This window comes from Streptomyces katrae (genome assembly GCF_000717655.1).
Taxonomy (GTDB): domain Bacteria; phylum Actinomycetota; class Actinomycetes; order Streptomycetales; family Streptomycetaceae; genus Streptomyces; species Streptomyces katrae_B.
Genome location: NZ_JNZY01000005.1, coordinates 1 through 18,923, shown reverse-complemented (window position 1 = coordinate 18,923; position 18,923 = coordinate 1). Strand labels below are relative to the sequence as shown.

Sequence of the window (18,923 nt, the reverse complement as noted above, 5' to 3'; positions counted from 1 at the left end):
CGTGACGGCAGCGTGCCGGAAAGCGTTCAAGGACGCTTGCCGGCACGCCCGTTCATGTCCGCCAGTACGTGCCCGCACGGGAATCAACGTGTACGAGGTGCCGGCCGACGCGCACCACGTGGTAGCCGGTACCGGCCCAGGAGCCGGTGTCGCCGCCGGCGGCGGCCAGTGGGGTCCAGACCTCCAGGAAGGTACTGCCGTCCGTGTTGGTGCCCCGCTCGATGAGGTTCGCCCCCTCCCGCCGGAAGGTGCCCGTGTCCTCGCCGGGCTCGCCCTGCAGGTGGTGGAAGTGCACGCGGGAACCGTCGAAGGACGTGACTCCGGCGAAGCCCCGGCTGTCGGCGAAGTACGGACCGGCCTGCAGCCAGACCACCTCGCGGTCTTCCACCAGGGGCCCGCCGTTGCGGCTGATGCCGCGCCGCAGCCACGCACCCCGCTCGGGCACCGGTATGCCCGGCCCGCCCGCCGCGGGCTCAGGCATCGACGGCGGCGGTGCCGTCCACGGCCAGCAGCGAGAGCTCGATGTTCCCGCGGACCGCCTGGGAGTAGGGACAGACCGCGTCCGCCCGGTGGAGCAGGGGAAGCAGATCGGCCGCCTTCCACCCCGGCAGGGAGACAGTGAGGCCGACCGCGAGACCGTAGCCCGCGGGCGTGTCGGTGGTACCGAGCCGTACCTCGCACGCGACGCGCGCGGCCGAGGCATCCGCCCCGAACTCGGCGGCGACCTCGGCCAGCGCAGAGGTGAAACAGGCGGCGAACCCGGCCGCGAACAACTGCTCGGGGTTGGTCGTACCGGGCACCTTCTTGCGCGGCGGGGCCAGACGGACGTCGAGGCGCCCGTCGTCGGCGACCACCGATCCGGTACGTCCCCCGCTGGCGTGTGCGGTCGTCCGGTAGAGGGTGCGGGTCAGCGGCACGGTCATGTGGTCAGCCCATCTGTGCGACGAGGGAACGCCGCCCGGGGCCGGACAGCGCGTCGGCGCCTGCCGGTGGGACGGCGCCTGGCGCGTCGTCGTGCATGACCGGGTACGGCGCATCTCGTCCGGGGCCTCGGAGACCGGGCCGCCGAACAATCTAGCAACGGGAGCGGGCCCGCCGGGACCGCCACCTGTGGTGACCCTCCTCACCCGCCCCCACCCCCGGCTGACGCAGCCGGGTCAGCCCATGTTCTGGTGGTCCGCGATGTCGCAGTCGGTGTAGACCGGCGGCCTGGTCATCAAGGCCGAGAGCTGCTGGGCCAGCTCGTTCGTCTCCGGCGCGTTGCTGTTGGCCATCGCGGCCTCGTGGGACTCGAACTGGACGACCGCGAGGTAGCGGTTGGGATTGGCCCGGTCCTTGAGCAGGGTGCGGGACACCGGGGTGCCGGTCCGGCCCGCCGATCGGGCCCGTTCCTCGTAGGCGCGCAGGAGGTCTCGCACCTCGTCGATGCGCTCGGTCTCGAAGTCGATGATCTGTGCGAACTTCATGCTTCCGGTTCCTCCTGGCGGATCGCGGCCCCGCGGATGGGGTCCTTCCTGCCGCCAGCAAACACCGCCGCGCATGGCACCCCCGGCTGATACGTCCGTCGGCGCGGCGATTCCACGAGGTTGGCGGGTGACGCGGACATAATGGGGCCCGAGGAGCCGTGCTGCCCCGGATGCGGACGGAGGGCGAACAGGGTGTACCGACCTGACGGCTGGGACACACGGGTGCGCATCGGCGTGCTCACCCCGCACGCCGATGTGGGGCCGGAGTCCGAGTTGCGGGCCATGGCACCCGGCGACGTCGGTGTCCACGCGGCCAGGGTTCCCTTCGGCGCGATGCGGTCGGGCGGTGCCATGGGCCCCACCATCCCGCTCGCCCCCGTACGGGCCTTCGCCGAACCTCCGCAGGTCGACGACGCGGCGGAGCTGCTGGCCGCAGCACCCGTCGACGTGCTCGCGTTCGCGTTCACCAGCTCGGCGTACGTGATCGGGGCCGAGGCCGAAGCGGGGATGCTCGAGCGGCTGTCGGCGCGGGCGCACGGCCTGCCGGTCGTCGCCACCTGCTCCGCGACGACGCAGGCGCTGCGGGCCCTGGGGGCGGGCCGTATCGCCCTGGTCGACCCACCGTGGTTCAGCGCGGAACTGAACCACCTCGGCCGGGCCTACTACGAAGCCGCGGGCTTCGGCGTCGTGTACGCCGCTCCCTGCTCGCTCCCCAGCGGGCAGCAGCTGATCCGGCCCGCCGAACTGCACGACTGGGTCGTCGGCAACGTGCCGGACGATGCCGATGCCGTGGTCGTCGGCGGCAACGGATTCCGCGCCGTCGGAGCAGTGGAGAACATGGAGCGGACGCTCCGACGACCCGTGCTGACGGCCAACCAGGTACTGCTGTGGGCCGCTCTCGGCGCCGCCGGAAGCTCGGCCGCCGGCATCGAGGGGTACGGGCAGCTGTTCTCGCACACCACCGTTTCGCCTTGACGGAGCCAGGGTCGCGGCGGGCCTGCGCGGAAAGTGGTCCGCCGGCTCCTCGCCCAGCAGGGGCCGCCCATCGGGCGGTGGGTGCTCGGCGCCGCCGCCGAGCACCACCCCGCCCTTCCGGACCGGCCTCGGCCTGGCGGGGGCGCGGCCGCCCGCGGTGATCCACCCTCGAGCCGTACGAGGCCCACGCAGGCCGTTTCTCGCCCGCCAGGGCCTCCTCCTCGTGGGTGGCGGCCCTGAGCCCGGTCCGGCTTGCCTTCCGCGCCTCCGGTGCGCGCATCATCGGAAGGGGGGACACCTGGGAGCCGCCTGGGGATGGTGATGAGGAATGAGGCTGTCGTTCCTGGAACCCCTGTACACGGCGTCCGGCCCGTTCGCCTCGGTGTACCTGGACACCTCGCGGGACATCGCGCAGCCCGACCGGTCCGTCGCCCTGCGCTGGGGCCGGCTCCGCGCAGACCTGACCCGGCAGGGTGCGGACCGGGCGCTGCTCGGCGCACTGGAGGAGGCGGTCGGCGCGGACGCGGAGCTGCCCGGAACGCACGGGCAGGCGATCTTCGCGGCCAACGGCTCGCTCGTCATGGACGGGGAACTGCCCAGGCCGCCCGCCCGCGACTCGGCCCGCTACAGCACCCTGCCGGACGCGATGCCGCTGGTCACCCAGCATCTGCCGGAGATCCCCTACCTGGCGGTGGTCGTGCACTACGGCGGGCTGCCGACGGCCGAGACGCACGGCTGGGTGAAAGTGGAGGCGGAGTCGGGCACCTGGCCCGCTTCCACGGTGGCCCCGGGTGAGCGGCTGCACCACGAGGTGGCGGTGGCCACCTGGCACCACAGCGCCGTCCGGCTGGGCCACCGGCTGGACGCCTGGGCGCGGCGCACCCACGCCGACGCCGTCGTCGTCGGCGGGGACGCGTGGGCGGGCAACGTCCTGGTCCGCCGGCTGCCGCACGCCTTGAGCGGCAAGGTCGTACGGGTCGGGGGCCCCACCCCGACGGACACCGGCCGGGCCCTGCTGGAGCCACAGCTCGAGAGTGTCTTCCGCGGCCGGATGGCCGCGCACGACCGGGACCTGGTGAACGTCTTCATCGGCCGCCGGGCCCTGGGCGGGCCCGCGACGGAAGGGATGGGGGCCACGCTGGCCGCCCTCCAGCGCGGCCAGGTCGCGGCGCTGCTGCTGAACCGCCTGCCCCCCGCGTCACTGCGGCTGTGGACCGGTCCGCAGCCCGGCCAGCTCGCCTTGACGGAGGAGGAGCTGATCACCTTCGGAGTACGGGCGCCCCACGAGGAACCCGCCGCCGAAGCCCTGGTGCGGGCCCTCGTCGGCACCGCCGCGGAACTGGTCGTCGTACCGGCGGACGACCTGGATCTGGACGGGGGAGTCGGGGCGCTGCTGCGGTACGCCGACGCCGACGCCGAGAGCCCGGCCTGACGGTGCACCCGGACGGTCCGCGCGGCCTCTCCCGAGAACCTGGTCCTCGCGGCCAGGACCGCGGGGGTGAGCGACGTAACGGCTGCCGGAGGCCGTACGGAGCCGGTCGCGGACGCCCGGTGGTGGCCGGCCGCGCAGCTGCGCGGCGGTACGGTGCTCACGGCTGTGCCGAGGGGAGCCCCTAGCGCCGCTGGTACGTGCCCACCAGGGTGCCGCTCGCGAGGTCCTTGCCGTGCACGGCGCTGTGCACGGCGTCCGCGCTGGGCCGGTCGTGCAGGCTGACCGGCTGCGACAGCGCGTACAGGCGGAAGAAGTAGCGGTGCGGCCCGTGCCCGGGCGGCGGCATCGGTCCGCCCCAGCCCGGCCGTCCGAATCCGTTGGGCCAGGACGTCCCGCCGTGCGGCTGCTGCCCCTCCTCCACCCCGCCGGTCCACGGATCGATGCCCGTCACCAGCCAGTGCAGGAAACTGGGCCCCGGCGCGTCCGGGTCCTCGCACAGCAGGAGCAGCTCCGCCGTGCCATCGGGGGCGGCCGTCCAGGTCAGGGGTGGCGAGACGTCTTCCCCCTCGCCGCTGTAGCGGCGGGGGATCTCGGCGTGGTCTGCGAAAACGGAGCTGGTCAGCTGAATTCCGGTCACGGCCGCCGTCTTCCCCGCCCGCGGCCCTCCCCGTACCGCTCCCGGCCCGGATTCCAGCCGACCGGCCCCAAGGTCCGGTCCCGTACGGGCGAGGGTGCTGCTGCGGCTGACCGGCCGGTCGGCGGGCACGCGACGGGTGGGCAGGGCATCCTGGAAGTGGTGTGCCGTTCTGCGCCACCATCGTCACGCCGTCCCGAAAAGCCTTCCTGAACCCCCTGGGGGACATCATGGAACTCGGCTTTCTCAAACCTCTCTTCGCCCGCCAAGGGCCCTGGGCCTCGGTATACATCGAGACCACCCGTGCGACCGAGGACGCGCAGCGGATACAGAAGCTCCGTGAGCGCGAGGTCGCGTCCCAGTTGATCGACGCGGGCGCCGACGCGTACACCGTCCGGGCCGTGGTGAACCGGCTCGCCGGGGAACCCGTCAGCGGGGCACCGCCCGGCCGCGCGCTGTTCGCCGCGGGCGCCGAGGTCGTACTCGACATCCCGCTCGGTGCGTCCCCGGCCGCCACCGAGGCGACCTGGTCGTTCCTGCCGCACGTCGCCCCGCTGGCCGGCCTGCGGGGCGACGAGCCGCGCTGCCTGGTGGCGTACATCGACCGCACGGGCGCCGATCTGGAGCTGCGCGACGCCCATCACCGGGAGGCCGTGGGCCAGGCCCAGGGCCGGGAGTGGCAGGGCCGCGGGCACCGCAGCATCCCGGCGGACCGGTACGAGTGGCACTACCGGAACAAGGTCGAGAACACCTGGAACGAGACGGCAGGCATCATCGCGGCGGAACTCGCCCGGCAGGGGCCGGAGAGCGGTGCCGATCTGGTGGTGCTGACCGGCGACCCCCGCGAGCGCCGGGCCGTCCGCAACCAGCTGCCCGAGCACATGCGGGCGATGACCGTCGAAGTCGACAGCGGCGGCAGGTCGCCCGGCGCCTCGAAGGCCGCCCTCGACCGCGAGATCGCGCAGGTGCGCGAAAAGTTCGCCCGCGAGCGGCTCGAGAGCGCCCTGGAGCGCTTCCGCATGGGCAGGGGCCGGCCCGGCGAGCACCGCGAGTCCACGGTGGACACCGGTCCGGGTGAGGCGGCCGAGGGCATGCCGGCCGTCGTGGACGCCGTACGCACCCACCAGGTGGCCACGCTGCTGCTCAGCCCCGACGGCTCCGACGCGGGGCGCGAGGTGTGGATCGGTCCCGGTGTGGACGAGGTCGCGGTGCAGCGCGGCCAGGCGGAGGCGATGGGCGTGCACAAGCCCGTACGGGCCCGGGCGGACGACGCGCTCCTGCGGTCCGCGGCAGCGGCCGGCAGCGAGGTGCTCCTCGTACCGGCGGGTGTGCCCGGGCCGTCGGGGGGCCTGGGGGCGGTGCTGCGCTGGACCATGTGACGGCGGACTTCGCGTTCCTCACCCCGGTCCGCGGCCGAGCCCCGGCGGGCCGGGCGGGGCGGCTGTTGTCAGTGGCGGCTCGTACGGTGCGGTCCATGAGTATGGTGACGTTCACCGATGAGACCACTGCCGCGAGCGGCGGCCGCGGCCGGGGTGTGGAGATCGCCGAGGACCGGCTCGCACTGCGTGAGCTGATCCGGCTGCGGGTCTCCAGGGACGCCGTCGATCCGAAGGCGTGCACGGCCCTGGCGCTCACCGCGTTCCGGCGCAGCGGTTTCCTCGTCATAGTCGACAACCGCCGGGTGCGGGACTTGGACGAGGAGATCGACCTCGGACCGGGCACCGAGGTCACCTTCCTGAAACTGGCGCTGGCGGGCGGCTGACGAACGCCGTCGGCCGGCCACGGCGGGCCGGGGCGGACGGCTACCGGTATTCGACGGTCAGCGTTGCCCGCGTATTCCTGTTCACGAACAGATGGGCGGAGGCGGTCTGGTCCCGCTCGAACCGCAGCCGGATCTGGGTCCGGCCGGACCGGTTGACCGCGCCGAGCCCTGCCGGGCTCAGGTCCGTCGACGCCTTGCTGCCCGTGGTGAACGGGGCGACCTCGGCCGCCCCTTGGGCCGTCGCCGGGGCCGCCCAGTCCGAGGGGTCGACGGAGCAGCCGCCCAGGCAGCCGTTCTGGACGTCCACGAGGAGGCGGTTGCCGGCCGGGCTCGCCCAGGGGTCGCCCGAGCCGCTGCTCCTGGTCAGCGTCACATAGGCCCGGGTGATGGTCCTGTCCGCCGGGATGGCAGAGGTGTCGAAGGACAGCACCGTCCGGTTGAACCTGCCGTCGGTCCCACGCCCGAGGGCCAGGCCGTACGCACCCTCCAGGGTGCCGACGGCCGCGCCGGAGCCGTCGGCCGCCGCCTTGGTGTAGCCGTCCTCCGCGTCGACGCTGGACAGCGTCACGCTGCCGCCCCCGGGCGGTGTCCCTCCGCCCCCGCCGCCGAGCGCGCGGACCATGGACATGATCGCCTCGATCTGCTTGCCGCCGTGCCGGGAGTAGGCGGAATCGCCGAGGTAGCCCCACCAGTTCCAGCAGCCATTGGGGTTGTCCGGCGTCGTCGTCGTGGGGATGGCCTGCGGGTAGAGCACGATGAGGTCGTTCGTGTCGGCGTGCTCGTTCAGGTGGGCCTTGTCGAGGAAGGTGGTGCCGAAGCCCTGGTACGAATACCCCTGCTTGCAGCCGTGCAGGGCGACGACCACCTTGCAGGTGGCGTTGTTCGCACAACTCTGCGGCACGTAGACGAAGCCCGTATCGTCCATGGAGACCGCCTTGGCCAGCCCGCCGGGCACGTACCGGTTCTGGTCGAACCGGATGAGCGAGCCGCCCGGTGCGGCCGCGGGCGCCTTGACGGAGCCGAGCAGATGGCCCAGGAAGGTCCGCTCGGCGTCGATCCCGCAGTTGTTGATGAACGGAGTGGCTGTGGCCGTGCACGCATTCGGCCCCAGCGGGCTGATCCAGGCGTGGCCGGCGGCGGTGCTCCTGTCGTAGAGGACGTTCGCTCCGAAGTGGGCGTAGTAGTCGGCCAGCGCGCTGACGACCGGCTGCTTGACCGTCGCGTCGCCCGTTCCGCTGAACAGGTAGACCGGATCACCGGACAGCCCCGCGACGTCGTCGATCGCGCCCTGTGCCGCCCGGTCGCTCGTGGTCTGCTCGAGCTGGGCGAGCTGGAGGTCCTGGGTGGTGTTCATACAGGCGTTCAATGCGGTGTCGAGGTTGTTGCGCGCACAGTGGTACGGGCCGGACGCGAAGACGGCCGAGCCGTCGAACGTGCCGGAATAGGCCACGTGCAACTGGGTCGCCATATAACCTCCGGACGAGATGCCGGCGCTGTACACCCCGTCGACGGCATAGGACTTCAGCTGGCCCGGCACGGGCGGCACCGCGGTCGCCCGCGGTGCCGGTGCAGCGACGAGAGTCCCCAAGAGGGCCGCAGCAAGGACGGCAACGGCCCTGCCGCGCACGCCCGGCCTGCCAAGGAACGAGTTCACGGACACCTCCGGGAAGCGAGCGGGTCACCCGACCCTGACGGCCGGAAGGTGACCGTACGCCCGGCCGGCTCCGCGTACCCATGGCAAGGAGCACCACAATCAGCCGCGGTGTGATGGTGCCTGTGCGCCAGCCGAGCAGGACCATCGCGCCCGCGAGCCGGTCCCGGTCCCCCCCGGGCAAAAGGCAGCTGCGGGGCGATCGGCAGTGGTCGCGCGGGATCGCCCCGGCCACGGCCGGACTCGGAGAATTCCGCTTTCCCGGGGAGAGGGGCAACTGCCGCGGCCGCCGTGACCACCGCTGACCGCGCCCACGTAGAACGCGGCCGAGACGGCGGTGGTGACCGCCGCCTTGAGAGCCGGGACCAAGTCGGCGGGGATACCGGCCGGCAAGGGCGACCCCTGCTGTGTCGCCGCGACATTCCGAGCGACGGAGACCAGAGCCTGACGGGAGTTCGGCCTGCTTCGAGAAGGGCACAACCGTAACAAGATGAGCTGACTCGGTTCGTGCGGACACTCTGACGAACGGGTTTCAGCCTGCGCTGACGGCCGTCACGTGTGTCGTGCCGTCCCGCAGGGCGGTGATGCGCACCTGCCCGGCGGGGAAGGGATCCCTCCCGTTCGGACCGGGTACCCGCGCGAACGGCGTCCAGGAGCCGTCCGGCCGCCTCGCGTTGTGCCAGACCAGGCCATCGAGCCCGACCGCCACGACGTGGGCGGAGCCGTCCGGAGCTCCGGCGATTCCGATCGCGCTGGCGCCCATGGTGGGGGTGGTGACGCCCCGCGGGGGCCGGAATCCGGTCCAGGAGCCGTCGGGCCGCCGCTGCTGGTGGTACACCATCCCGTCGAGCCCGATCGCGAGGACCTGGGAGGAACCGTCGGGCATGCCGGTGATCGCCAGGGCGGGACCCGAGAACGTCGCGGCCCCGTTGTACCCGGCCAGGCGGCCCCAGGCCGTCCACGTACCGTCCCGCCCGCGAACGCAGTGGTACATGGCGCCGTCGGGGCCGTAACTGAGCAGCTGGGCGGACCCGTCGGGCATGGCGGTGATCGACACCTTCGTCGCACCCCAGCGGCTCTTCGCGCTGAACCCGGACACGGCCCGGAAGCCGGGCAGGGTGCCGTCGGCGCGCCTCTGCTGGTGGTACGTGGTCCCGTCCAAGGCCGTCACCACGAGCTGGCAGGTCCCGTCGGGGAACGCGGCGATGTCCGCCTCCCGGACGGTGAACCCCGCTGCGCCGTCCGGTCCCGCGACGCGCTGCCAGGGCTGGAGCGTGGCCGAACCCCGTACGGCCGTCAGCCACAGGCTGTTGTCCGGCGCGATGCCGAGCACCACGACCGAGCCGTCGGCCATGCCGGCCGCCGCGCTCTGCACCCCCGCGAAGGACGCGGCACCGGCTCCAGCCCCCGGCAGCGGACGCATGCTGCTCCACGATCCGTCGGGGCGGCGCTCGGTGTGGAAGAGCGCGCGCCGCTCGACGTCGTACGGAGGCAGTTGCGCGGAGTAGAACCACACCGGGTTGGTGATGGCCACCAGTTGGTCCAGCGTGGTGGAGGCGGGCTTGGGCCGGCGCACCTCGGCGCGGGCGAACAGGGAGGCCCTGCCCCAGCCGCGCCAGCGCAACTGTCCCCTCCCGCTGCCGTCGATGCAGGTGGCGGCCATGATGCCCCACTCGGTGTACAGCGTGGCGATGCTGTCCGGGGCGCCCGTCACGTCCAGGGTCACGTCGACGGCGTCGAAGAGCGACAGGGGCAGTTCCTCGCCGGGTCCGGCGACCGCCCCGCCGGTACGGGCGGTGAAGTCCACGGTCACGGCCGCGGATTCGACGGCGTACGACCGGCCCAGGCGCAGTGCGTCCAGCACGGCCGTCGTGGACAGGCTGGTCGCGTGCACCACGTTGTGCGGCCGGCCGACGGCGTCCGCGGGGCTGTGGGCGTCGCTGTTGCCCACGGCGGCGACACGCTTGCCGAGGCACAGCATGACGTGCCAGGCGGCGATGTTGGCCGCGTCGTCCAGCGTCCACGGCCCGTTCCACACCTCCAGTGCGTCCACGCGGTCGAGCCCGAACTCCCAGAAGGAGCCCGCTGCCGGAGTGAGCGGATGGGCGGCGATCGTGAGGCCGCCCAGGCTGTGCACGCGCCGGGCGTGGCTCTCGAACGCCCCCTGGTCCGCAGGGCCGTAGCGCCAGTCCACCCATTCGCCCTGGGGCAGGCCGACGGCCAGCCAGTGACCGTGGCGGGTCGTGACCTCCTCGGCGTTGATGACCAGCAGGTCGGTCGGGACGTTGCCGCGCCATGTCAGGCCGGTGGAGCTGGTGTTGTGGTCGGACGTGGCGATGAAGTGCAGCCCCTCCCGGCGGGCGGCGACGACGATCTCGTCCACCGTGCGCTTCCCGTCGGAGTGCACGCTGTGCAGGTGCAGGTCGCCCCGGTACCAGCCGGGCCCGCGGCCAGCCAGCGAGCTGGGCAGGAGGTCGTACGGGGCCCGGGGCAGCGGGTCTCCGAAGTGCAGGGTGACGTTGACCTGCCAGGCCATGCCGCCGTCGGCGCCGACCATCGGCCCCAGGATGACGGACCAGCTCCCGGGCTCGACCGGCGCGGCTATGTAGCCGGGGGTGGCGTCCGCGGCGGAGAGGGTGAAGCCGGCCCGCTCGCCGCCCGACCAGCCGCGGAAGCCGGACGGGCCGAAGATGCCGAGGTCCAGGATGCCGGCGGCGGCGTCGTGGGAGGTCTCGACGGAGATCCGCTGCACCCCCGCGGGGACGTCGAAGGCGACGTACGCCCACTGGTCGTTGCCCTTCGGGGCGCGGCCCTGGTAGGTGGTGGTCACGGTGTCGGTTCCCTGACCCCGCGTCGCGGCGTGCGCGATCGGTGCGGGAACCAGCGCGGAGGCCCCGCCTGCGGCCAGCAGGGCGCCCAATCGGAGCAGGGACCTGCGTTCGACACCCGGGCGGGGATCGGCCACGGCATTCGGGAGGTGTTCACTCGACACGGCGGTGCTCTCCGTTCACGTGAGGTGGCAGGGAAGGCGTGCGGGTGCGAGGGCGCGGGGGTGCGGGGGCGTGCGGGTGCGGGCTCCGACGGAGCCGTGCAAGGGTGGGGGAGGAGGGGGAGCCGGTGGTCCCGCCGGGCGGAGCGGGACCGACGGCGTCTAGCGGTGCGAGCGCTGGGCCTCGACGATCTGTCGCACGGAGCCGTCGAGGCCCGCGCGGGCCTGGACCCGCTCGGCGAAGCCGGGGAACTGCCCGGCGATGGCGCTCAGCAGCCGCAGCTCGAGCGGTGCCACGTTCACCTCGCACCGGTCGCGGTGGACGGCCCGTACGACGCCGTCGGCGACCTGGCCGGGCGTCACGGTCCTGACGCCCTTGGGCGGGGTGGCGCCGGTGGCCGCGAACATCCCGGCGTCGCGGACGAACCCGGGCTGCACCAGGGACACGCCCACGCCCGTGCCCCTGAGTTCCTGGCGCAGGGCGAGCGCGAATCCGCGCAGCCCGAATTTCGTCGCGTTGTAAAGGGACGTCGACTTGGTCGCCGCCTTGCCCGAGAGGGAACCGACCAGCACGATGTGGCCGCGCCCGCGAGCCGCCATCTGCTCCGAGAGCAGCCGGGACAGCAGGACGGGCGCGCGCAGGTTGACGTCGAGTGCGCGGTCGAGCTGCTCCTCGGTGTAGTCCCTGAGGTCGCCGCTGGCGGGCAGGGCGGCGTTCGCGACGAGGACGTCCGCCTCGGCGCAGGTCTCGGCGAGACGGACGATGTCGGACCGGACGGCCAGATCGGCGACCGCGGTGCGGGCGCCCCAGGCATCTGCGACGGCCTCGAGGGCTTCCTTCCTGCGCCCGCTGACCGTGAGTCGGGCCCCTTGCGTCGTCAGGCGCGCGGCCAGTGCGGAGCCGATGCCTCCGGTGGCCCCGGTGAGCAGAACGTTCGATCCGGATATGTCCACGATCACTCCCGTGCGGCGGCCCTCTGTTGTTCGTTCGAACGAACAGTAGGGACTGTCTCGTCGGCTGTCCACACCCCGGACGCCCCAATTCCCCAACCCTGCCCGGGTACTGGCTTCGGCCGATGGGGCAGAATGCAGACATGCCCCATGCTTCCGAAACCCGCCAGAGCATCATCGACGCCGTACTGCGGATCATCGGGCAGGACGGCATCGCCGCCGTCACCAACCGGCGGATCGCGAAGGAGGCGGAGGTCTCGCTCGGCTCGATCACCTACCACTTCGCCACTCAGCACGAACTTCTGCGCGAGAGCCTGCTGCACTTCGTGGCCGAGGAGACCCGGCACTTCACGACACTCGCCGACGAGTGCACCGACGAGTGCTTCGACATCGGGCAGGCGGCCGAGGTGGTGGCCCGGGTCGCGGGCGGCAACGCCTTCGACAGCCGTCACATCGCGCCCTTCGAGCTGTACGTCCAGGCCGGCCGCGACGAACGGCTGCGCGCCGCGGCGGCCGAGTGCTTCGCCGCCTATGACCTGCTGGCCACCCGGATCCTGACCCAGCTCGGCGTGCCGGACCCCGAGCGCCTGGCCGGTGTGGCCGTCGCCCTGGTCTTCGGGCAGCAGCTGCGCCGCCTGGCCACCGGCGCCCCCGCCGAAGACCTCGTCGACACCCTGCTGATCCTCACGAAGTTCACCCCGACGCAGGCCCCTTCTGTGCCCTGCTGAGCGGGTGCCCTTGGCGTCCTCGGTTTGAACTGCTGAGCCCGGCGCCGTCCTCTGCGGGGACTTGGCCGGTCAGCCGCTCGCGTGACCCGCGGCCACCAGGCCCGATTCGTACGCCGCGATGACTGCCTGGGCACGGTCGCGGACGCCCAGTTTGGTGAAGATGCCGGTGATGTGGTTCTTGACCGTGGAGACGCTGATCTCCAGGTCCCCGGCGATCTCCGCGTTGTCGAACCCGGTCGCCAGCAGCTGCCAGATCTCCAGCTCGCGCGGTGTGAGGCCGGCCGGGGCCGTCGCCGGAGGGCGCGGCCGGGCGGAGACCCGTACGTACGTGGAGATCAGCTGGGTGAGCAGCCGGGGCGCGACGGCGGCTTCGCCGGTGTGGACCGTGTGGACCGCGGCGATGAGCTCCTCAGGAGAGATGTCCTTGGGGAGGAAACCGTACGCGCCGGCGCGCAGGGCGGCGACCACGTACTCGTCCATGTCGAAGGTGCTCAGGGCCAGAACGCGGGATTCCGGCAGTGTGCGCGCCAGCTCCTCGGTGGCCTGGACTCCGTCGAGTACCGGCATCCGGATGTCCATGACGACCACGTCGGGCCGCAGCTCGTGGGCCAGGGCGACGGCCCGGGCGCCGTCCTCGGCCTCGCCCACCACCTCGAACGCCGGGTCGGGCGCCAGGATCAGGGCCAGGCCCCGCCGTACCAGCGGCTGGTCGTCGGCTATGAGCACACGGATCATCCGCGTCGGTCCTCTCGCTGTCCCCCCGGGTCGCCCGCCGGGAGCCTGGCCGCCACCCTGAATCCGCCGCCGTCGCACGAGCCGGTCTCCAGGGTGCCGCCTTGCAGCGCGACGCGTTCCCGCATTCCGATCAGACCGTACCCGTTGCCGGCGCCCGGCCGTGAAGCCCCCGGCCGGGTGCTGCGTGCACCGTCGTCCCGTACCTCCACGTCGACTCCGTCCGGCCCGTAGGTCAGCCGTACGTGGGCCCGCGCGCCGACGGCATGCTTACGGGCGTTGGTCAGGGCCTCCTGGACGATCCGGAACACCGTCAGGCCGACGGTCGGCGGCAGCGGGCGGGCCGTCCCCTGCACGGTGAACTCGGTGGGCGTGCCGGCCAGCCGGGACTCGGAGATGATCCGGCCGAGGTCCCCGGTCCCGGGCTGTGGCGCCGGCGGGACCTGCTCCGGTTCCTCCCCGGCCCGCAGGACATCGAGGAGTTGCCGCATCTCCCGCAGCGCCATCCGCCCGGAGCCCTCCAGGGTGACCAGAGCCTCGTGGGCCGCACCCGGGTCGTGCGCCAGGTTGGCCCGCGCGCCGCCGGCCATCAGCTGCATGGTGGTGATGTGGTGCGCGACGATGTCGTGCAACTCGCGTGCGATCCGCCGGCGTTCCTCGGCCACCGCCCGGTCGGCCAGCAGGGTGCGCTTGGCGTCGGCTTCCTCCTGCCAGCGCCGCACCACCAGTCCGGTGCCGACGACGAGCACCACCGCGACCGTGTTGCCGAGCAGGCCCGTCAGGACGGACGAGTCGCCGTAACCCCCGCTGATCATGGTGACCGGCACGGTCGCGACGGCGGCCGCCGCCGTGACCGCCGGGCTGCGCAAGCGGGTGACGGTGTACAGCGCGACCATGTAGGCGGCGGAGAAGTGCGGGCCCTGCGGCGTGGTCAGGTTCAGCGCCGCGCCGAGGGCGAGAACGGCGCAGAGCACGGTCACCGGCCTGGCCCGGCGGGCCAGCAGACAGGGCGCGGCCAGGACCACGAGGACGAGTGCCGGCACGGTGACGGGCCGGCCGTCGTCAGCGGCGCCGAGCGAATAGCCGATCAGGTCGTTCACGGCGGCCCCGATGGCCACGAGCGCGTCGTTGCGGGTCCAGTCGAAGACCGGCCGGGTCGCCTTGCCCCGGCCGGTCCCGCCGAAGTCGCCCGCGGTCCCCGCCGCGCCCTCGTCTGCTTCCCCGGCCCGGCCCTCACTGCGTATCGGCATGTCCGCCGGTCCCCCCTGTCGCCGGCCCGCCGGATCGGACCGGAGCGCCGCGGTTCGCGTACGGGATCCATTCTCGCAGCGGAGAAGGAGGCGGCCCTGGCCCCGCAGGGGGAGGCCGGACCAGGACTCCGGTCCTGGTCCGGGGGGTGTGCCGGACCCCGGTCCCGGGCGCGGGTTCCTCCCGGGCAACGACGTTTCGCGGCGCGGCCGCTGATGAGCTGGACGACGTCCGGGAACCCCCGGTCGATCGAGTTACGGAGGACCCTGTGATCCGCGCCCTGACCGGCTTCGCCACCCGAAGTCCCTGGAAGGTCATCGCCCTCTGGGCGGTGCTGGGCATCGCCGCCACCCTCCTCGGCCAGGCGTTCCTCTTCCGCGCCACACAGCCCAGTACGGGCGAGTTCCTGCCCGCCACCTACGATTCGGCGGCCGCTCTGAAGGTCGCCGAAGAGCACTTCGGGGTCAGGCCCGACGCCAACCCGCTCACCATGCTGGTGGCACGGGCGGACGGCGCGAAGCTGTCCGAATCCGACGAACGGCGGATCGACGGCGAGGCCGCGAAACTCGCCCGGCGCGAGGTGACGATGCCGAAGACGGAGGAGACGCCGCCCTTCGCGCAGGACCACTCGCAGGTTCCCCGGGTCAGCCCGGCGATGACGGCGCCCGACCGGACCTTCCGGCTGCTGTCGGTCGAACTGACCGGCAACCCCATGGATCCCGGGATGCAGGACCTGTACCGGGCCTTCCGCGACCACGCCCGGGCCGAGTTCGCCGAGGCCGGGCTGCGGACCGGGTTCACGGCAGGGCTCGCGGACAGCGTGGACACCGCCGATGCCGAGAAGACCCGCTCGACGGTCGTCGGCATCGCCATGCTCGCGGTGATCGTGCTGCTGCACGTCCTGGTCTTCCGCAGCGTTCTCGCGGCGCTGCTGCCGCTGCTCGTCGTGTCGGTGGTCGGCGGTGCGGCTGCCGGAGTGGTGGTCGGCGCCTCGCTGCTCACCGGCGTCCAACTCGACGCCTCCACCCCCCAGTTGATCAATGTGGTGCTGATCGGGATCGGCATCGACTACTTCCTCTTCCTGCTGTTCCGCTTCCGTGAGCAGCTGCGCAGCCGGCCCGAGCAGACCGGGCGGGCCGCGGCGGCCGAGGTCGCCGGCCGGGTGGGTACGGCGGTCACCTCCGCGGCACTGACGATCGTCGCCGCGTTCTCCACCCTCGGGGTCGCGTCCTTCGGCCAGTTCCGGGTACTCGGCCCGGCGATCGCCGTGTCCGTCCTGGTGATGCTGCTGGGCAGTCTTACCCTGATGCCGGCGCTGCTGGCCGTCACCGGGCGGAAGATGTTCTGGCCCTCGCGCCGCCTGCGCCGCGAACCCCCGGAGGGGCCGGCCGGGCGGATGGGCCGCCGGGTGGCGACGCGTCCGGTGACCATGGTGCTCGCCTCGCTGGCACTGCTCGGCGCGCTGGCGGCGGGCCTGGCCGGGATGCGTACGGACTACGGACCGGGCGGGTCGGCCGACAAGGGCACGGCGGCGGCGCAGACGGCGGCCGAGATCTCGCGCGCCCTGCCGGCCGGGGTGTCGGACCCCACCACCGTCTTCGTCACCGCTTCCGACGGCGGCAGGCTCGACCCCCGCGCGCTGGGCGGACTGTCCAAGGCGCTCGCGGCGGTCGATGGCGTCGGCCAAGTCGCGCCTGCCGTACCCAGCGAGGACGGCACGGCGGCGCGCATCGATCTGTTCCTGACCGCCGATCCGCAGGGGCAGCAGGCCCGCGACCTGGTGTCCGGACCCGTCCGTGACACGGTGGCCGCGCACCGGCCCGACGGAACCGAGGCGCACGTAGGCGGCACGGCCGCGCTCTTCGCCGACATCTCGTCCGCCGTCTCGGGCGACCTGCAGGTGGTCTTCCCGGTAGCCGCGGGCCTGATCGCGCTGATCCTCATCCTGCTCCTGCGCAGCCTGCTCGCGCCGCTGGTGCTGATGATCTCCGTCGGCCTGGGCTTCGCGGCGACCCTCGGTGCCTCGGCGCTGGTCTCCCAGCACCTCCTGGACCGGCCGGGGGTGAACTTCATGCTGCCGCTGGTGCTGTTCCTGTTCGTGGTCGCGCTGGGCACCGACTACAACATCCTGATCAGTGACCGGATTCGGGAGGAGATGGAGAAGCCCGGCCCGGCCCGGGCGGCCGTGGCCCGGGCGGTACGGCACACCGCTCCGGCCATCGCAACGGCGGGCCTGGTCCTGGCGGCCTCCTTCGGGAGCCTGGCCGTCAACCCGAATCCGGGCACCCAGGAGATCGGCTTCGCGACGGCGCTCGGGATCATGCTGTCGGCGTTCGTCCTGTCGGTCGTGCTGGTTCCGGCGCTGGCCGCGCTGCTGGGCCGGTCGATCTGGTGGCCGGTACGGCGGCGGCACAGCAGCCACACCGCCCGGCACACCGGCGAACACGCGCAGACGGGGCATGCCGACGACACGGAGCGGCCCGTGACGGTGGGCTGACCGGTCGCCGGATGCGCGAAGGCGCCGGCGCGCGGAGGACCGTACGGGTCCTCGCGTGCGCCGGCGCTCGGGCGGGTCTGCCGCCGGCGGCGGCTTCGCGGGGACCTACGATGTCCGCCATGTCCGGACTGGTTGCCGCTTCGTACGTGTCCTCCTCCGGTAGGCGGCTACGGCCCGCCGCACGGCTGGTCCTCTGCGCGGCCGTGTCCTGGTACCTCTGCCTGTGGTGGCGCACGAGCACGGCGCCGGTACCCGCCGCCCTCCCGGCGGTGCTGATCCTGCGCGAGGACGTGTACGCCTGGCCGCGGCTGGGGTGGCAGCGTCTCGCCGGGGTGGTCGTGGGGGTGGCGCTGAGTACGGTGGTGCTGCACTGGGTGCCGGACCCGTCGTGGTCCTTCCCGCTCGTCCTCGTCTCAGGCTGCGCCGGAATGTACCTTCTGGGGCGGCCGGGTTCCCCCAACCAGCAAGTGCTGATCACGGCGCTCATGGTCTACGCAACGGCTGTTCCCGGATATCCGCTGGTGCGGCTGGAGGAGACCCTCCTCGGCGTCGCCGTGGTCGTCCTGCTCGCGCCGCTGCTCTGGCCCCCCGACCCCTACCGGTCGGCCGCTGCGGGGCTCGACGGCTACCGGACCGGGGTGGGGGAGCTGCTGAGCGGGATCACCGGCGGGCTGGAGCGGGGTGTGGCGGCCGTGGGGCCGGCTGCGCTGCCGGAACGGGCACGGCTGTGGCTCGGCCCGCAGGCCTGCCGGGACGCGTTCGCCCGGGCGGCGGCCGGACGCCCCCTGTGGCGCCGCCGTGCCGGCCTGCCGCCCGAAGGTCTCGACGGACGCGTGGTGCTCGCTGCGCGGACCGCGCTGACGCTCCAGTACTTCACCCAGGAGCTGTACGAACGGGCGCGCGGCGGCAGCCCTGGCAGGCTCGAGGAACCCGGTGAGGACGGTACGTCCGACCCCGCCCTGCGCGCCCTCGCACCCCTGGTCCGGGTCACCGCCGGCGCCCTGGACGCCGCGCTGCTCGGCGAGGAATTCGCCGAGCCCCTCGACCGGGCCCACGCACTCGACCTCGCCCACCGCACGGCCCACCCCAGTCGGCACGACGCAGTGCTGCGGGCCGGGCTCCACCTGACCCACGAGGCCCTCGCCGACCACCTCCGGGGCCGGGGAGCCCGGGGCGGTGGCCGCCGGGAGCCGGGCGGCGGCACCGCCCGGTCCGACCGGCCGCCGCCGACACCGGGGTAAGCCGAAGCGCCTCGGGTGCCCGGACGCCGGCCGGGCACCCGGGTCTCAGTCGCCGTCAGGCCGCGTCACCTCCTGCTCGAGGCGGCGCCGGCCCGCGGACGGTCCCGCCGATGACACCCGGCTTGCGGCTCTCTAAGAACGGCGGCCGGCGGGTCGGCCCCGCCATGGGGCCGGTCCGGCCGAGTGGGGGGATCCCGGTGCTCGTGCGGTGGTCCATCGGGTTGCCGCCCCCTTCGGGCCGCCACGCTCCTGAAGGTGTTGCGGCGGGCACGGAAGACAGCCCTGGGCCCGGCCATCTCCTTCGATCCCGAGGCGGTTCCGGCGTCCGGCCGCTCCTCTCAAAGGGGTATGAAGGGTTACATTCAGTGAGATTCAGGTGCTCTGGGGGTGAGCCGCCCCATAGGGCCCACGTCACATACGACCCGGGGCAGTAGCTCCCGGAAGGCCGGTGTCTCGTCCCCGTACACCCCCCCACCTGCTCGGATCTCTCCCGGGCCGCTGGCGGTCCCGGGGCGCCGGCTGCGAGGGCCGCTAGTAGGAGGGGTCGTTGCCAGGGGGTCGGGACGTGCGTAGAACTGGAGGTGTCGCCGGGCGGCACGGGTGCTTCACCCGCTGCC

The 18,923-nt window shown here is 73.2% G+C and carries 16 protein-coding genes and 1 riboswitch; of the genes, 7 read left to right on the top strand and 9 right to left on the bottom strand.

The genetic code is table 11. From position 1 onward, the window contains the following. Nucleotides 1-52 precede the first annotated feature (52 nt). The 3 genes from IF09_RS0107695 to IF09_RS0107685 all read right to left on the bottom strand — a co-directional run bounded on the left by IF09_RS0107695 (nucleotide 53) and on the right by IF09_RS0107685 (nucleotide 1,466). Nucleotides 53-481 carry a hypothetical protein gene (locus IF09_RS0107695; RefSeq protein ID WP_158709925.1) on the bottom strand — a complete coding sequence of 143 codons (429 nt, stop codon included), beginning with the start codon at nucleotides 479-481 and terminating at the stop codon, nucleotides 53-55. Continuing rightward, on the bottom strand, nucleotides 474-923 hold the full coding sequence (locus tag IF09_RS0107690) for an Ohr family peroxiredoxin (RefSeq protein WP_030293267.1): 450 nt from the start codon (nucleotides 921-923) through the stop codon (nucleotides 474-476). The genes IF09_RS0107695 and IF09_RS0107690 overlap by 8 nt, the downstream gene beginning before the upstream one ends. A gap of 80 nt (nucleotides 924-1,003) precedes the next feature. Beyond that, a riboswitch (guanidine-III (ykkC-III) riboswitch) is annotated at nucleotides 1,004-1,067 on the bottom strand. A gap of 90 nt (nucleotides 1,068-1,157) precedes the next feature. After that, a complete protein-coding gene (locus IF09_RS0107685; protein WP_030293265.1) occupies nucleotides 1,158-1,466 on the bottom strand; it encodes a putative quinol monooxygenase in 309 nt (102 codons plus the stop codon). Nucleotides 1,467-1,658: 192 nt separating this feature from the next. On the opposite strand from IF09_RS0107685, the gene IF09_RS0107680 reads away from it, so the two are divergent. Together IF09_RS0107680 and IF09_RS0107675 are read left to right on the top strand one after the other, a co-directional pair. Further along, nucleotides 1,659-2,441, top strand: a complete 783-nt coding sequence (locus IF09_RS0107680; protein WP_030293263.1) for a maleate cis-trans isomerase — start codon at nucleotides 1,659-1,661, stop codon at nucleotides 2,439-2,441. Nucleotides 2,442-2,769: 328 nt separating this feature from the next. Then, nucleotides 2,770-3,873: a hypothetical protein gene (locus IF09_RS0107675; protein WP_030293261.1), complete on the top strand. Its 1,104-nt coding sequence runs from the start codon at nucleotides 2,770-2,772 to the stop codon at nucleotides 3,871-3,873. Between the two features lie 181 nt (nucleotides 3,874-4,054). Here IF09_RS0107675 and IF09_RS0107670 read toward each other — a convergent pair whose 3' ends face one another. Further along, the gene (locus IF09_RS0107670; protein ID WP_030293260.1) at nucleotides 4,055-4,510 is read right to left on the bottom strand and encodes a YbhB/YbcL family Raf kinase inhibitor-like protein; all 456 of its coding nucleotides are present in this window, start codon (nucleotides 4,508-4,510) and stop codon (nucleotides 4,055-4,057) included. A gap of 227 nt (nucleotides 4,511-4,737) precedes the next feature. Here IF09_RS0107670 and IF09_RS0107665 point away from each other — a divergent pair, with 227 nt between their 5' ends. Together IF09_RS0107665 and IF09_RS0107660 are read left to right on the top strand one after the other, a co-directional pair. Continuing rightward, a complete protein-coding gene (locus IF09_RS0107665; RefSeq protein WP_030293258.1) occupies nucleotides 4,738-5,886 on the top strand; it encodes a hypothetical protein in 1,149 nt (382 codons plus the stop codon). A gap of 95 nt (nucleotides 5,887-5,981) precedes the next feature. Further along, a complete protein-coding gene (locus IF09_RS0107660) occupies nucleotides 5,982-6,269 on the top strand; it encodes a hypothetical protein (RefSeq protein ID WP_030293256.1) in 288 nt (95 codons plus the stop codon). Nucleotides 6,270-6,309: 40 nt separating this feature from the next. Here the strand turns inward: IF09_RS0107660 and IF09_RS0107655 are convergent, their stop codons facing one another. The 3 genes from IF09_RS0107655 to IF09_RS0107645 form a co-directional block, all read right to left on the bottom strand. After that, entirely contained in the window at nucleotides 6,310-7,737 is a 1,428-nt protein-coding gene (locus IF09_RS0107655) for a PHB depolymerase family esterase (RefSeq protein WP_106975011.1), read from the bottom strand. Between the two features lie 715 nt (nucleotides 7,738-8,452). Continuing rightward, entirely contained in the window at nucleotides 8,453-10,912 is a 2,460-nt protein-coding gene (locus IF09_RS41625; RefSeq protein ID WP_158709924.1) for a CehA/McbA family metallohydrolase, read from the bottom strand. A gap of 159 nt (nucleotides 10,913-11,071) precedes the next feature. Next, nucleotides 11,072-11,863, bottom strand: coding sequence for an SDR family NAD(P)-dependent oxidoreductase (locus IF09_RS0107645; RefSeq protein ID WP_030293251.1), 792 nt, complete (start codon nucleotides 11,861-11,863; stop codon nucleotides 11,072-11,074). A gap of 140 nt (nucleotides 11,864-12,003) precedes the next feature. Between IF09_RS0107645 and IF09_RS0107640 the strand changes: the two genes are divergently transcribed. Further along, nucleotides 12,004-12,588, top strand: coding sequence for a TetR/AcrR family transcriptional regulator (locus IF09_RS0107640; RefSeq protein WP_030293249.1), 585 nt, complete (start codon nucleotides 12,004-12,006; stop codon nucleotides 12,586-12,588). Between the two features lie 69 nt (nucleotides 12,589-12,657). On the opposite strand, the gene IF09_RS0107635 is transcribed toward IF09_RS0107640, so the two are convergent. After that, nucleotides 12,658-13,323 (bottom strand): response regulator, encoded by a 666-nt coding sequence (locus tag IF09_RS0107635; RefSeq protein WP_037634301.1) that lies wholly within the window; start codon nucleotides 13,321-13,323, stop codon nucleotides 12,658-12,660. Beyond that, nucleotides 13,320-14,570 (bottom strand): sensor histidine kinase, encoded by a 1,251-nt coding sequence (locus IF09_RS0107630; RefSeq protein ID WP_078613112.1) that lies wholly within the window; start codon nucleotides 14,568-14,570, stop codon nucleotides 13,320-13,322. Before IF09_RS0107630 ends, IF09_RS0107635 begins: the two co-directional genes overlap by 4 nt. Before the next feature lie 266 nt (nucleotides 14,571-14,836). Between IF09_RS0107630 and IF09_RS0107625 the strand changes: the two genes are divergently transcribed. Then, nucleotides 14,837-17,065: an MMPL family transporter gene (locus tag IF09_RS0107625; RefSeq protein WP_051832192.1), complete on the top strand. Its 2,229-nt coding sequence runs from the start codon at nucleotides 14,837-14,839 to the stop codon at nucleotides 17,063-17,065. A 119-nt stretch (nucleotides 17,066-17,184) separates the two neighbouring features. Further along, a complete protein-coding gene (locus tag IF09_RS0107620; protein ID WP_158709923.1) occupies nucleotides 17,185-18,306 on the top strand; it encodes an FUSC family protein in 1,122 nt (373 codons plus the stop codon). Nucleotides 18,307-18,923 lie beyond the last annotated feature (617 nt).

Coding starts and splice junctions, on each gene's coding strand:
- IF09_RS0107660 (WP_030293256.1), top strand. CDS start 5,982: ATGAGTATGGTGACGTTCACCGATGAGACCACTGCCGCGAGCGGCGGC.
- IF09_RS0107665 (WP_030293258.1), top strand. CDS start 4,738: ATGGAACTCGGCTTTCTCAAACCTCTCTTCGCCCGCCAAGGGCCCTGG.
- IF09_RS0107655 (WP_106975011.1), bottom strand. CDS start 7,737: ATGGCGACCCAGTTGCACGTGGCCTATTCCGGCACGTTCGACGGCTCG.
- IF09_RS0107630 (WP_078613112.1), bottom strand. CDS start 14,570: ATGCCGATACGCAGTGAGGGCCGGGCCGGGGAAGCAGACGAGGGCGCG.
- IF09_RS0107620 (WP_158709923.1), top strand. CDS start 17,185: ATGTCCGGACTGGTTGCCGCTTCGTACGTGTCCTCCTCCGGTAGGCGG.
- IF09_RS0107685 (WP_030293265.1), bottom strand. CDS start 1,466: ATGAAGTTCGCACAGATCATCGACTTCGAGACCGAGCGCATCGACGAG.
- IF09_RS0107640 (WP_030293249.1), top strand. CDS start 12,004: ATGCCCCATGCTTCCGAAACCCGCCAGAGCATCATCGACGCCGTACTG.
- IF09_RS0107635 (WP_037634301.1), bottom strand. CDS start 13,323: ATGATCCGTGTGCTCATAGCCGACGACCAGCCGCTGGTACGGCGGGGC.
- IF09_RS0107675 (WP_030293261.1), top strand. CDS start 2,770: ATGAGGCTGTCGTTCCTGGAACCCCTGTACACGGCGTCCGGCCCGTTC.
- IF09_RS0107690 (WP_030293267.1), bottom strand. CDS start 923: ATGACCGTGCCGCTGACCCGCACCCTCTACCGGACGACCGCACACGCC.
- IF09_RS0107695 (WP_158709925.1), bottom strand. CDS start 481: ATGCCTGAGCCCGCGGCGGGCGGGCCGGGCATACCGGTGCCCGAGCGG.